At 58.2% G+C, this 13,148-nt stretch carries 13 protein-coding genes; 9 read left to right on the top strand and 4 right to left on the bottom strand.

Features of this window, described 5'->3' with window-relative positions:
- Positions 1-4 precede the first annotated feature (4 nt).
- The 7 genes from cysG to OS189_RS02515 all read left to right on the top strand — a co-directional run bounded on the left by cysG (position 5) and on the right by OS189_RS02515 (position 6,169).
- Complete coding sequence (gene cysG / locus OS189_RS02545) at positions 5-1,399, top strand: siroheme synthase CysG (RefSeq protein WP_267165706.1); 1,395 nt, start codon at positions 5-7, stop codon at positions 1,397-1,399.
- A complete protein-coding gene (locus tag OS189_RS02540) occupies positions 1,399-1,695 on the top strand; it encodes a DUF2849 domain-containing protein (RefSeq protein WP_267165705.1) in 297 nt (98 codons plus the stop codon). The genes cysG and OS189_RS02540 overlap by 1 nt, the downstream gene beginning before the upstream one ends.
- Positions 1,695-3,359, top strand: coding sequence for a nitrite/sulfite reductase (locus OS189_RS02535; RefSeq protein WP_267165704.1), 1,665 nt, complete (start codon positions 1,695-1,697; stop codon positions 3,357-3,359). The genes OS189_RS02540 and OS189_RS02535 overlap by 1 nt, the downstream gene beginning before the upstream one ends.
- Complete coding sequence (locus OS189_RS02530) at positions 3,349-4,071, top strand: phosphoadenylyl-sulfate reductase (protein WP_267165703.1); 723 nt, start codon at positions 3,349-3,351, stop codon at positions 4,069-4,071. Before OS189_RS02535 ends, OS189_RS02530 begins: the two co-directional genes overlap by 11 nt.
- The gene (locus tag OS189_RS02525) at positions 4,068-4,469 is read left to right on the top strand and encodes a DUF934 domain-containing protein (RefSeq protein WP_267165702.1); all 402 of its coding nucleotides are present in this window, start codon (positions 4,068-4,070) and stop codon (positions 4,467-4,469) included. The genes OS189_RS02530 and OS189_RS02525 overlap by 4 nt, the downstream gene beginning before the upstream one ends.
- A gap of 97 nt (positions 4,470-4,566) precedes the next feature.
- On the top strand, positions 4,567-5,415 hold the full coding sequence (locus tag OS189_RS02520; RefSeq protein WP_267165701.1) for a ferredoxin--NADP reductase: 849 nt from the start codon (positions 4,567-4,569) through the stop codon (positions 5,413-5,415).
- 73 nt (positions 5,416-5,488) lie between these two features.
- Positions 5,489-6,169 carry a M50 family metallopeptidase gene (locus OS189_RS02515; protein ID WP_267165700.1) on the top strand — a complete coding sequence of 227 codons (681 nt, stop codon included), beginning with the start codon at positions 5,489-5,491 and terminating at the stop codon, positions 6,167-6,169.
- A gap of 52 nt (positions 6,170-6,221) precedes the next feature.
- Here OS189_RS02515 and OS189_RS02510 read toward each other — a convergent pair whose 3' ends face one another.
- Entirely contained in the window at positions 6,222-7,187 is a 966-nt protein-coding gene (locus tag OS189_RS02510; protein WP_267165699.1) for a translation initiation factor 3, read from the bottom strand.
- Positions 7,188-7,365: 178 nt separating this feature from the next.
- On the opposite strand from OS189_RS02510, the gene infC reads away from it, so the two are divergent.
- Entirely contained in the window at positions 7,366-7,938 is a 573-nt protein-coding gene (gene infC / locus OS189_RS02505; RefSeq protein ID WP_502226660.1) for a translation initiation factor IF-3, read from the top strand.
- Between the two features lie 74 nt (positions 7,939-8,012).
- On the opposite strand, the gene OS189_RS02500 is transcribed toward infC, so the two are convergent.
- Entirely contained in the window at positions 8,013-8,918 is a 906-nt protein-coding gene (locus OS189_RS02500; RefSeq protein WP_267165698.1) for an OmpA family protein, read from the bottom strand.
- Positions 8,919-9,014: 96 nt separating this feature from the next.
- Here OS189_RS02500 and OS189_RS02495 point away from each other — a divergent pair, with 96 nt between their 5' ends.
- Positions 9,015-9,593 (top strand): hypothetical protein, encoded by a 579-nt coding sequence (locus OS189_RS02495; RefSeq protein ID WP_267165697.1) that lies wholly within the window; start codon positions 9,015-9,017, stop codon positions 9,591-9,593.
- Positions 9,594-9,818: 225 nt separating this feature from the next.
- Here OS189_RS02495 and OS189_RS02490 read toward each other — a convergent pair whose 3' ends face one another.
- Together OS189_RS02490 and OS189_RS02485 are read right to left on the bottom strand one after the other, a co-directional pair.
- Positions 9,819-10,613 carry an FAD binding domain-containing protein gene (locus OS189_RS02490; protein ID WP_267165696.1) on the bottom strand — a complete coding sequence of 265 codons (795 nt, stop codon included), beginning with the start codon at positions 10,611-10,613 and terminating at the stop codon, positions 9,819-9,821.
- A gap of 144 nt (positions 10,614-10,757) precedes the next feature.
- Complete coding sequence (locus tag OS189_RS02485) at positions 10,758-13,121, bottom strand: xanthine dehydrogenase family protein molybdopterin-binding subunit (RefSeq protein WP_267165695.1); 2,364 nt, start codon at positions 13,119-13,121, stop codon at positions 10,758-10,760.
- Positions 13,122-13,148 lie beyond the last annotated feature (27 nt).

Raw genomic sequence — 13,148 nt, 5'->3', positions numbered from 1 at the left:
CGCGATGGACCACTTCCCGATTTTTCTAAGTACCAAAAACGCGCGTATCATTGTGTCGGGCGGCGGAGATGCTGCACTCGCTAAATTGCGCCTGCTGATGAAATCACAGGCAAAGATTACGGTGTTCGCTGCGGCCCCTGTACCGGAAATTGAACAATGGCACCACGCGGGCAAGCTGACGCTGGTTACCCGTGCAATGGAGCACGGCGATGCCGTCTGCGCAACGCTATTTTACGGCGCGAACGAAGACGCCGTCGAAGATGCCCGCACGGCGCGTCTGGCAACCGAAGCTGGTGCGCTGATGAACATTGTGGACAACCTGCATGACAGCCAGTTCATCACCCCCGCCATTGTGGATCGTGATCCCGTGACAATCGCCATTGGCACCGAAGGCGCAGCGCCCGTGCTGGCCCGCGCCATCAAAGCGGACCTGGAAGAGCGTCTGCCGCAATCGCTGGGCGCGCTTGCACGCATCGGCAAAACTTTTCGCGCTGCCGCCAACGCCCTTCCCTTCGGGCGCGCGCGCCGTGATTTCTGGCGCGAGTACTACTACGATGCCGGCCCCAAGGCGATAGATGTCGCACCCGAAAAGGTGATGCCGGCCCTGCGGTCGCTGCTGAATACCCATCTGGCGAAAACCGCCCGCGCGGGCCACATCGCCTTTGTCGGCGGGGGGCCGGGTGATCCTGAATTGCTGACGCTAAAGGCGCGGCGCGCGCTGGATGAAGCGGATGTTGTTATCTATGACCGTCTGATCACGCCCGAAATTCTGGAACTGGCGCGCCGCGAAGCCACCATGATCGATGTAGGCAAAGAGGGTTTCGGCCCCCATACCCCCCAACAGCATATCAATGCGCTGTTGGTCGAACATGCACAGGCCGGTGCGCAGGTTGTGCGCCTTAAATCCGGAGATGCGACAGTATTCGGGCGGCTGGATGAAGAAATTGACGCAGTGGATGCCCACAACATCAGCTGGTCCATCGTGCCGGGGATCACATCTGCCTCCGCCGCTGTTGCTGCGATCGGTCAGAGCCTGACCAAACGCAACCGTAACGCCTCTGTCCGGTTTCTGACGGGCCATGATATGAAAGGGTTTGCCGATCACGACTGGAACGCCCTTGCGCGGCCCAATGAGATTGCAGCGATCTACATGGGTAAGAAATCCGGCCGTTTTGTGCAGGGCCGTCTGTTGATGCACGGTGCGGATCGCAACACACCCGTCACAGTGATCGAAAACGCCTCCCGCGCCGACCAGCGGGTGCTGGAAACCACATTGGCAGAGCTGCCAACCGCCCTGCAGGCCGCGCAATTGACCGGCCCTGCGCTGACCTTTCTGGGCCTCGCGCCCCGCGCCGCCCTTGGCGCCGCGACCACTCTCAAGCAAGAGGAATTTGCATAATGCCTAAATCCTTCCAACCCTCTGTAATCACCGCCAATGCCTTGATCGAGGGCGATGTTGTCTATCTGAAAGGCGATACATGGGTGCGCAATCTGGCTGACGCCGAGGTTCTCTCCGATGAAGCCGATGCCGAAATCCGCCTGCTGGAGGCCTCTGCCCGCGCGGCCGAAGTTGTCGGCGTGTATCTGTCGCCGGTGGACACTGCCCAAGACGGCATCAGGACCACACATTTTCGCGAAGCGTTCCGCGCAACCGGCCCGTCAAATTACAACCACGGCAAGCAGGAGCACGCATAATGTACGCCTATACCGATTTTGATGCCAAGTTCCTCATCGAACGCAACGCCCAGTTCCGTGCGCAGGTAGCGCGGCGCATAGACGGCAGCCTGACAGAGGACGAATTCAAACCGCTCCGCCTGATGAATGGCTTGTACCTGCAATTGCATGCCTACATGCTGCGGGTCGCAATCCCGTATGGCACATTGAACAGCGCGCAGATGCACAAGCTGGCCGACATCGCCGATAAATGGGATAAGGGCTATGGCCACTTCACCACCCGTCAGAACATCCAGTACAACTGGCCCGAATTGCGCGATGTGCCGGATATGCTGGATGCGCTGGCAGAGGTGAATCTGCACGCGATCCAGACCAGCGGCAACACAATCCGCAACGTCACCGCCGACCATTTCGCAGGGGCCGCCGCCGATGAGGTCGCCGATCCGCGCCCGATCGCGGAACTGATCCGGCAATGGTCCACCGACCATCCGGAATTCCAGTTCCTGCCGCGCAAGTTCAAGGTTGCTGTGTCGGGTGCCGCCCATGACCGCGCCGTGCTGAAGGCGCATGATATCGGTCTGCAAATCGTCGAGCGTGACGGTGTGCGCGGTTTTGAGGTAATCGTTGGCGGGGGGCTTGGCCGCACGCCGATGATCGGCAAAGTGCTCTATGATTTTGTCGCATCCGAAGATTTGCTGCCCACGCTGGAGGCCATCGTTAGTGTCTATAACCTGTTGGGGCGGCGCGATAACAAGTACAAGGCGCGCATCAAGATCACCGTACATGAGAACGGCATCGATGACATCCGCGCGCGCGTCGATGCCCGCTATGCGCTGATCCGGCAGCAGTTCACCGGCGTCGACCAGCAGATGCTGGCGCGGATCGAAGCGGACTTCGCCGCACCTCAGTTCGCAAGCAAATCTTCGGGCGCCTATGAAGCGGCCTACAGCAACGATCCTGTGTTCCGCGCTTGGGCGGATACCAACCTGTCGGATCACCGCGCGGCGGGCTATGCGATTGTGTCCATATCGCTCAAGGCGCATGGCGCGACACCGGGGGATGCGACATCACACCAGATGCGCGTGATGGCCGATCTGGCGCGCGAATACGGCCATGACGAACTGCGCATCAGCCACGAGCAGAACGTGATTCTGCCCCATGTTCACCGCGCCGACCTGCCCGCCCTTCATGCCCGCCTGAAAGAGGCGGGTCTGGGCACCGCAAATATCGGCCTGATTTCCGACATCATCGCCTGCCCCGGTATGGATTACTGCGCACTGGCAACCGCCCGTTCGATCCCGATCGCGCAGGAGATCGCCACCCGCTTTGACGATCTGAAGCTCGAGCATGATGTCGGACCGCTGAAAATCAAAATTTCGGGGTGCATCAATGCCTGCGGTCACCACCACGTTGGTCATATCGGTATCCTCGGCCTTGATCGCGCGGGTGTGGAAAACTACCAGATCACGCTGGGCGGTGACGGTACAGAAGATGCCACCATCGGCGAGCGCGCGGGCCCGGGGTTTTCGGCAGAGCAGATTATTCCTGCAATCGAGCGGTTGGTCATGGCATATCTTGATCTGCGCAGCGCGCGTACCGAGACGTTTTTGCAGACCTATCGCCGCCTTGGCCTCGCCCCGTTCAAAGCTGCGCTTTATCCGGAGGAAAAGGCAAATGCCGCTTGATGAAACGCTGCAAACACGGGTCAGCGCGCTTAATACCGCGCTGAAGCATCACGCGGCGGCAGATGTGTTGCGCCGCGCGTTCAAAGCTGCGCCCAACCTTGCGCTGGTGTCCAGCTTTGGTGCGGAAAGCGTGGCGTTGCTGCATCTTGCCGCCACTGTAAAGCGCGATGTGCAAGTGATCTTTATCGACACGATGCTGCTGTTTCCCGAAACGCTGCGCTATCAGCGGGAGGTGGCCAAACACCTTGGCTTGCGCCGTGTGGAGGTTATTCGCGCCGATACAGCCGCCGTTGATCCTGACAACACATTGCACCAGCGAGATCCTGACGCGTGCTGCGATCTGCGCAAAACCCGCGTGCTGGACGCGGCACTTGCAGGATATGACGGCTGGATCACAGGGCGCAAACGGTTTCAATCGGGCCAGCGCGCCGAACTGCCGGCGTTCGAGGTGGAAGAAAGCACAGGCCGTATCAAAGTGAACCCGCTGGCCCACTGGAGCCGCGAGGACGTGCAGGAATACATGAGCGAAAACAACCTCCCGCGGCATCCGCTGGTTGCGCAGGGCTACCCCTCTATCGGGTGCGCCCCTTGCACCACCAAAGTGGCAGAGGGCGAAGACCCGCGCGCAGGCCGCTGGCGCGGACAGCAAAAGGAAGAATGCGGCATCCATTTTGTGGATGGCAAAATGGTACGCACAGGAGCAACAACATGAGCGTTTTGGTAACAGACACAGGCTTTCATACGGATGACTGGACACAGGGGTTCTGCGGCACAGGTGCCGCCAATGATTGCGTGGCTCTTGATCTCGGCTCCGATACGCAGCCCGAAGATGTGCAGCTTTCCCCTGCTGTGCAGTTGATCCGCATTGATTTTCCATCGTCGGCGGACGGGCGCGGGTTTACCATTGCACGCGCGCTGCGGTTGCGCGGATACAGCGGCCGTTTGCGCGCGCGCGGTCATGTGCTGGCCGATCAATACGCAATGGCGCGGCGCAGCGGTTTTGACGAGGTCGAGATCGACGAGGCGCTTGCAGCGCGCCAGCCCGAAGACCAGTGGCAATTCCGCGCGGATTGGGAAAATCACAACTATCAAGCCCGCCTGCGCGGCTAATGCGCACATGCAAACCGCTAACATCTGCGCGTGCATTGCGCGCAGCCCTTCCCCTGTCTAAGAAAAGGATCGCGGAGCAACACTCTGCGAAGAAACCATGACCGAGCAAACTCCCGTGACCCTAGACACAGCAAAAGCCGTCCCCACCCTGCCCGATGCGCAGACTGTTACCTCTGTTAAACATTGGACAGACCGCCTGTTTTCTTTTCGCGTGACGCGCCCGGCCTCGTTGCGGTTTCGCTCGGGCGAATTTGTGATGATCGGCCTGATGGGGGATCCACACCCCGAGACGGGGAAGGTAAAACCGCTGTTGCGCGCCTATTCCATCGCCTCGCCATCCTGGGACGAAGAGCTGGAGTTTTACTCGATCAAGGTGCAGGACGGCCCGCTGACATCACGTTTGCAGCATATCAAGGCCGGTGATGAAATCATCCTGCGCCCCAAGCCTGTTGGGACGCTGGTGCATGACGCGCTGCTGCCGGGCAAACGGATCTGGTTCTTTGCCACAGGCACCGGCTTTGCGCCCTTTGCCTCGCTGCTGCGTGATCCGGAAACCTACGAGAAATTCGAAGAAGTCGTCATCACACATACCTGCCGCGATGTGGCGGAACTGGAGTATTCGCGTCAATTGATTGAAGAGTTGCGAAACGACGAGATGATGCAGGAGCTGATCGGCGCCGAGCGGCTGGCCAACATCCGCTATTACCCGACCACCACCCGCGAACAAAGTCCGAAAATGGGCCGGATCACCACATTGCTGGAAAATGGCACAGTGTTTGCCGATCTGGGCATTGATGGTATTTCCGTCGACACCGACCGTGCCATGGTCTGTGGATCACTAGGCTTGAACACCGATATCAAGAAGATCCTCGAAGGGTTCGGGCTGCAAGAAGGTGCAAATTCCGATCCCAAACATTACGTGGTCGAAAAAGCTTTCGTCGGCTGACACCCGTTCGCAAAACCATCCAGACGGGCGACGGCGAATTGACATTTGCCGCCTCCCCGTGCGTCATCACGGGATGATCTATTTAAAATTGCACTGGCAGTTACTGGCGACAACCCTTCTGGTTTTTGCTCTGTGGCAGACCCCCGCAGTTGCACCTCTGAAAATCCTGATCGTGTTCCTACACGAGCTTTCGCACGCGCTGGCCGCTTGGTTGACAGGCGGCTCTGTTGAACAAATCTCGATCTCGGCGGCGCAGGGTGGCTTTGCGGTCACCCGTGGCGGCAACCGCTTTGCCATTCTGTCGGCGGGGTATCTCGGCTCACTTCTGATCGGTGCGGCATTGCTAATGCTTGCCCTGCGCAGTCAGGCAGACCGGCTGGTGACAGGCGTTCTGGGCGGTGTGATGATAGTGGTCACCGTCCTTTATGTGCGTGATGTGTTTACAGCGCTGTTCTGCGTTGCGGCGGGGGGCGGATTGCTTGGCATATCGCGTTTTCTGGGCCACGGGGCAAATGACATGGTGCTGCGGGTGATCGGGCTGACCAGTCTGATCTATGTGCCCTACGATATCTTCGACGATACAATCGCGCGCTCGGCCCTGCCCTCGGATGCACGTATGCTGGCGGCCGAATTCGGCGGTGCAACGCTGATGTGGGGCGGGCTGTGGTTGCTGGTTGCAGGGGCATTCCTAGTCTGGTGCATGCGTCACATTCTAGGCAAATCCAGCAATCTGAAATCAACTTCTCGGTCGTAAAAAAAGCCGCCCCCAGAAGGAGCGGCTTTGGGATCGAGCAATGTGATCCAGCTTACATGTTCAGTGCTTCGCGTACTTTTTCCAGCGCTGTTTCCAACAGCTCGGGGTTGTCCTGTGCAGCTTTCAGACCCTTGGTCAGAAGCGTTTTCTGCATTGTACCCAGATCGGATTCTTCCAACATTGTGGCAACTTTATCCATGTTGAAGCCGTCAACCGTCAGCAATTCCGACATGCCGTTGCCTGCGGCCTCGGTGGCATCCGATGCTTCTGCTGTCGCCTCTGCCGCGGTGTCGCTTGTTGCTTCAGCGGCTTGATCTGCTGTCTCTTCTGCCGCTTCAGCCGCTTGCGTTGCGATTTCTTCGGTTGAGGTGGTTGTCTCTGTCACAGCGTCTGCCGCCTCATTGGCAGTTTCAGTTGCCGCATCCGCAGCATTGTCTGCGGTCTCTGCAGCCGCATCTGCTGCATCGTCAGCGGCTTCGGCTGTCGCGTCGGCTGCTTCGTCAGCGGTCTGCGCTGCCGCGTCTGCTGCCTCGCTGGCTGTTTCTGCCGCTGCATCCGCCGCCTCACTCGCAGTTTCGGCTGCTGCATCTGCTGCTTCGCCAGCGGCTTCGGTGGCTGCATCTGCAGTTTCGGTCACTGTTTCGTTGGCATCCTGTGCGGCCTCATCGGCGGTTTCGGCTGCTGCATCTACAGTTTCGGATGTGGTGCTTGCAGCATCATTCGCTGTATCTGCCACTGCGTCTGCTGCGCTTTGCGCAGCCTCGCCACCAGTCGCTGCTGCATCCGACGCTGGTTCACTAACAGTATCAACCGCCTCTGACGCGGCATCAACCGCCTCTGACGCCGTTTCTGAGATTGCATCCGCAGCTTCGCTTGCCGCTTCCGTGGTTGCTTCGACAGCAGATGTCGCTGTTGCGCTTACGCCGCTGGCAATTTCCTGAACGCTGCGACCAGAATACAAAATGTATCCGCCGATTGCGATGATTGCAGCTACAACAATCCAAACCAAATTTTTCATAGATACGTCCCCTGTTTCAACGGAGCAAAACAGCAAATTGCCATTTCACAAACTATCAGAGCCCAAATGCGCATGCATTCCGAGAGGTTCAAGGGGAAAACGCCTGACAACGTGTCTTGAATGCATGATTTTCACCTTGAATGGCAGGCATCTGGTGTCTATCTAGCATAATTGGTAAATCAACCATCAAAGGACGACCATCATCGCTCGCAGACCACATAACGCACCGCCGCAACGTGACACCGGACCACGCGTCAACGAAAATATACGTTCTTCAGAAATCCGCCTGATTGGCGCGGATGGTGAGAACGTGGGTGTTGTCACACCTGCCCGCGCCATGGAAATGGCGGATGAAGCTGGGCTGGACCTTGTAGAGATCTCGCCAAACGCGAACCCGCCGGTTTGTAAGATTATGGACTTCGGCAAGTTCAAGTACGAGACGCAAAAGCGCGAAGCTGAAGCACGCAAGAAGCAGAAGGTTATCGACATCAAAGAGGTCAAGTTCCGTCCGAACACTGACAGCGGAGATTACGAAATCAAGATGCGCAACGTGTTCAAGTTTCTTGCTAACGGGGATAAGGTGAAAATCACCCTGCGTTTCCGTGGCCGTGAAATGGCCCACCAGAGCCTTGGACGTGAATTGCTGGAACGTGTCGCAGAAGACATCAAAGACCACGGCAGAGTAGAAAACTTTCCGAAGATGGAAGGCCGCCAGATGGTCATGCTGATCGGGCAACTGCCCAGCAAGTAATCTGTAGTCAGTCACAGAATACAAAACGCCCCGCACCATCAAGGTCGGGGCGTTTTTCGTTGTGACGAAGTGGTTTAGCGCAGCAGAGCGGTAATGTTACGCACAACCGCGCGGCGGTTGAGTTGCTCAGCGTTCAGGGTCGGCACCTTTAACTGGCTTTCGCCATACCCTTGAACGATCATGTTTTCCTCCGGTACGTCAAAATACTCGGTCAGGGCCAGTGCAACAGTTTCCGCCCGTCGGTCAGACAGAGCGAGGTTATAGGTTGCATCGCCGACCGCATCGGTGTGCCCCTCGATCAACAGGACAGTCCGTGGATCGTTGGCGACCATATCGCGCAATGTATTGCCGATCCGCGCAAGGCTGCGCGCCTGTTCGGGGGCGATTGCTGCGGACCCCGTTGCAAAGCGTACAGCATCCAGCTCGATCTCCGGTGCAATGGCGCGTACCTGTGCTATATCACGCACTTGACGCAGCGAGAACGTCTGCCCGCGATCTGCGGCAGCCTGCGCTTCCAGTGCCGCGCGCAGCTCGGCCTCGCCTTTCACGCCCGCACGCTGTTCTGCAGCAACAATATCGGGCAGTTTGCTGGCAACAATCTTGCGCTCCTCGCGGGTATCGTCAAACAAGACGTATTCGCTGCCGTCCGGCAACACGCGCAATCGTCGCAACACGGTGCCGTCTACGCTGCGAATGGTAACAATGCGGGTGCCGTCTTCCTTGTTAACAGTCGTCCGTGTTGATCCATCATCAAAGGTTTCGGTGCGCACCTCGTTTCCCGCGCGGCGCAGCAAGGCGTCATCGTCCTTTAGCACACGCAATTCGCCCTCGCGCTCGACGACCACGCGGTCGCCTGAACGGCTTTTGACTTCGTCACCGTTATCCAGAATCTTGCCAACGGCCACAGCGCCGAGGCCAAGCAAAATGGCCTTTTCAAACTTGCTCATCCCGCCACCACTGTCTTCCGAGGTGCCGGTCACAGCTGTTTCGAATTCCTGATCAGATTTGCGAACGTCCTTGTCCGTCAGCGATTCAATTTCGGTGCTGACAGCATCCCCTCCGGACCCCTGGGCTGCTTGGGCTTGCGCACGCTGGCGGGCCTGCTCGGCCTGCCACTCTGCGCGCTTTTGTTCTTTGATGGCCTGCCGTTCAGCGGCAGCCTGCGCTTCCGCGCGCTCGTCAGCCTCACGCTTGGCTATCGCCTGCCTATCGGCTTGCTGTTTTGCGCGCTGCTTTTCCTTTTCCGCCGCTCTTTCAGCCGCCCTCGCCTGCTTTTCACGCTCGGCTTTTTGAGCTTGGGCCTGCTTTTCTCCTTCGGCTTTTTGGGCCTTCTTTTCACCCTGGGCTTTCTGGGATTGGGCTTGCTTCTGGGCAGCAGCTTTGTCCTTATCGCCTTGTGCCGCCGCGCGCTCACGCTTCAAAGCGGTTTCAATCTGCGACAACGTCGCCAAAATCTTGTTACGCTCTTCTTGCAGCGCGCCGACGTTCAAAGAAACATCTTTATCCGATTGCTGGATTTTCCGGTCAACTTCATTGAGAAATCCAGTTTGGCGTTCCTGCCGGAACTCCAGGAGCTGGATTCGGTTCTGAAACACCGATCCATCTGCCAGTTTGCAAGGGAACGCTCCGTTCCCGCAGGCCTGCTGCGCGAATGATCCTGTTGGCAAACTAATCATTAGTGCCAGACCAAGACCGGTTGTGGTTTTCAAAATATAGCTCATTGCGGTTCCTTCAAGTTACGCCCCGACACCGCGCGGGTGCTTAGGGGATTAACCGGCAATCTGGGCCAAGGTTCCGTTGTTATGCAATAACACATCCTATGATAGCAGATAGCCGCGCATTGCTACGCAGCTATCGAACAGGTCAAACTCTGCGCGCTGTTAGCCAGTTATCGCCGCCACCGCACGTTTGGTCATTACGCCCACCAGATGCGCGCGATACTCCCCCGATCCGTGTAGATCGCTGATCATCTGTGATCCGTCCGCTTTCAATCCGGCCACCGCATCTGCTGAAAAATTGCCGCTCAACGCTTCTTCGGCCTCTGTCCAGCGGAATACTCCGTTTTCCGACGCTCCCGTCACCGCGACACGTACACCATCCGCAAACTTGGCAACAAAAACCGCCACCAGCGGAAACCGTGAGGCGGGCTGGATATGCTTCTCGTAATGCGCCGCTTCCGGTACCGGAAACCTCACCTCGGTTACGATTTCGCCCTCATCCAGCGCAGTTTCAAACATTCCGATAAAGTAGTCATCGGCGGCAATCTCGCGGTTGTTGGTCACAACAGTACCGCCAGAACCCAGCACAGCCGCTGGATAACATGCAGAAGGGTCGTTATTGGCAACCGACCCACCAATGGTTCCACGGTTGCGCACCGCCGGATCGCCTATCCGCGCTGCAAGGGATGCAAGCGCCGGATAATCCGCCTCCGCATCTTTGGCAACTTGTGCATGTGTCGTCCCGCCGCCAATGCATAGCAGTCCTGCATCATCCTTGCGAACGCCCTTCAACTCTGCAATCGCATTCAGCGATACCAGAACCGATGGCGCAGCCAATCGGGCTTTAAGCGTCGGAATCAACGTCTGCCCACCACTGATCGGTTGCGCTTCGTCACGGCCCAGCGCCTCAACAGCCTCCGCAACCGTTGCCGGAACCTCGACATCAAAATTATACATTACGTCCTCCTTCTCGCTCGGTGACCGGTCCGGCTTCGGACACAGTCTCCTTGCTTCATTTTTCCTATAAACTCATGGCGCGCACAGCGCCCTTGCTCCATTCCGTCATGCGCATGGGGTGAAGACTTCCGCCCCTTGTGCATTTCATCTGTTCATTGCCTCCCAGACACGGTGCGGTGTTACCGGCATGTCGATGTGATCGACAGTACTACCGCCCGAGCGCATCGCATCCAGAACCGCATTCACCACAGAGGGAGGAGAGCCGATCGCCCCAGCCTCGCCGCAGCCCTTCACACCCAGCGGATTGTGCGTGCAAGGGGTCTGGCACGAATGGTCCACATCAAACATCGGCAGATCAGAGGCCCGCGGCATCGCGTAATCCATGTAGCTGGCACTCAGCAACTGGCCATCACTGTCATAGGAGCAGTTTTCAAGCAGCGCCTGCCCGATCCCCTGAGCCAGACCACCATGCACCTGCCCCGTCACAATCATCGGGTTCACGATATTGCCGAAATCATCCGCTGCCGAGAACCGCTCGATCGTGACAACGCCGGTTTCGGGGTCAAGCTCGACCTCGCAGGCATAGGCGCCTGACGGATAGGTAAAGTTTGACGGATCATAGAACGCTGTTTCTTCCAGCCCCGGCTCGATCTCTTCCAGCGGGTAGTTGTGCGGCACATAGGCCGCCAGCGTCACATCCCCCCACGCCACGGACTTATCCGTGCCCGCCACAGTGAATGCACCGTCTTTCAGCTCGACATCACTTTCCGAGGCTTCCAGCAGATGACTGGCGATCTTTGTCGCTTTGGCGATGATCTTTTCCGTAGCGCGCACCATGGCAGAGCCGCCAACCGCAAGCGAACGCGAGCCATAGGTACCCATGCCCATCGGTGTGTTGGCCGTGTCGCCATGGACGATCTCGACCATATCTTCGGGAATCCCGATCATATCCGCCACAACCTGCGCGAAAGAGGTCTCGTGCCCCTGCCCGTGGCTGTGGCTGCCTGTCATCACAACCAGCCCGCCCGTGGCGTTTACCCGCACGGTGCAGCTTTCGAACAGGCCAGCGCGTGCGCCCAACTGCCCTACAAGATTGCTCGGCGCGATGCCGCAGGCTTCGATATAACAGTTTACCCCGAAACCGCGCAGCTTGCCTTTTGCTTCGCTTTCCTTTCGCCGTGCTGCAAATCCGGCGATGTCCGCCATCTCCTCCAGCTTGTCCATCGTCGCGATGTAATCACCGGTGTCGTATTCCACCGCAACAGGCGTGGCATAGGGGAATTCAGTGATAAAGTTCTGGCGGCGCAGTTTGATCGGATCAACGCCCAATTCATGCGCTGCTTTGTCGACCAGACGTTCCAACTGGTATGTCGCCTCCGGACGGCCAGCACCGCGGTAGGCATCCACCGGCACCGTATTGGTGAACACCGCCTTCACGTTCACATAGATCAGCGGTGTTTTATAGTTCCCCGCCATCAGGGTGCCGTGCAGCCATGTGGGGACCGAGGGGGCGAAAGTACTCAGATACGCACCCATATTCGCGTAGGTATCCGTGCGCAGCGCGGTAAAGTTGTTGTCCTTATCCAGTGCCAGCTCGATCTTTGTGACGTGATCGCGGCCATGCGCATCCGACATGAACGCCTCCGAGCGGCTGGAGGTCCACTTGACCGCGCGGTTACAGGCCTTCGCGGCGAAGGTAACAAACGCCTCTTCCTGATAGTGGAAAATCTTGGTGCCAAAACCGCCCCCCACATCGGGGGCCACAACGCGCAACTTGTGCTCGGGGATGCCCAGCACAAATGCCCCCATCAACAGACGGATCACATGCGGGTTTTGTGACGTTGTGAAAAGCGTATGCTCTCCTGTCCCGCGTGAAAAATCCCCCACGGCGACGCGCGGCTCCATCGGGTTGGCGACAAGGCGGTTGTTGACCAGTTCCAGTGTGGTCACATGGGCCGCTTCTTTGAAGGCCTGATCCACCGCGCCTTTGTTTTCTTCGACAAAGCCCCAATCATAGCACAGATTGCTTGTTAGGTCGTCGTGTACCTTTGTGGCACCGTCTTTGACCGCATCTTTCATGTCGATCACGGCGGGGAGTTCCGAGATATCAACCTCGATCGCTTCGGCGGCGTCACGGGCCTGCTCCAGTGTCTCGGCCACCACGGCTGCAATCGGCTCTCCCACGTGGCGCACCTTGCCATGGGCAAGCACCGGATGGCGCGGCTCTTGCATGACTTCGCCGTGTTTGTCCGTCACCTGCCAGCCGCAGGGAACCGAGCCGACCTGTTCAAAATCCGCACCGGTAAAGATTTTGACGACACCGTCCATCCCTTCGGCGGCCGTGGTATCCACGCTGTTCAGCGTGCCATGCGCCACGTCAGAGCGCAGGAAGTAAACATAGGCCTGCCCGTTGACGTTGATGTCATCTGTGTAGTTGCCTTCGCCGGTCAAAAACCGGATGTCCTCGCGCCGCTTGCTGCTGGCGCCGATACCGCTGTCCTTTGGCATTAGAAATCCTCCCTTGAGAGATGCGCG

Source organism: Sulfitobacter sp. F26169L (assembly GCF_026410285.1).
Taxonomy (GTDB): domain Bacteria; phylum Pseudomonadota; class Alphaproteobacteria; order Rhodobacterales; family Rhodobacteraceae; genus Sulfitobacter.
This window is presented reverse-complemented; position numbering and strand designations above follow the sequence as displayed.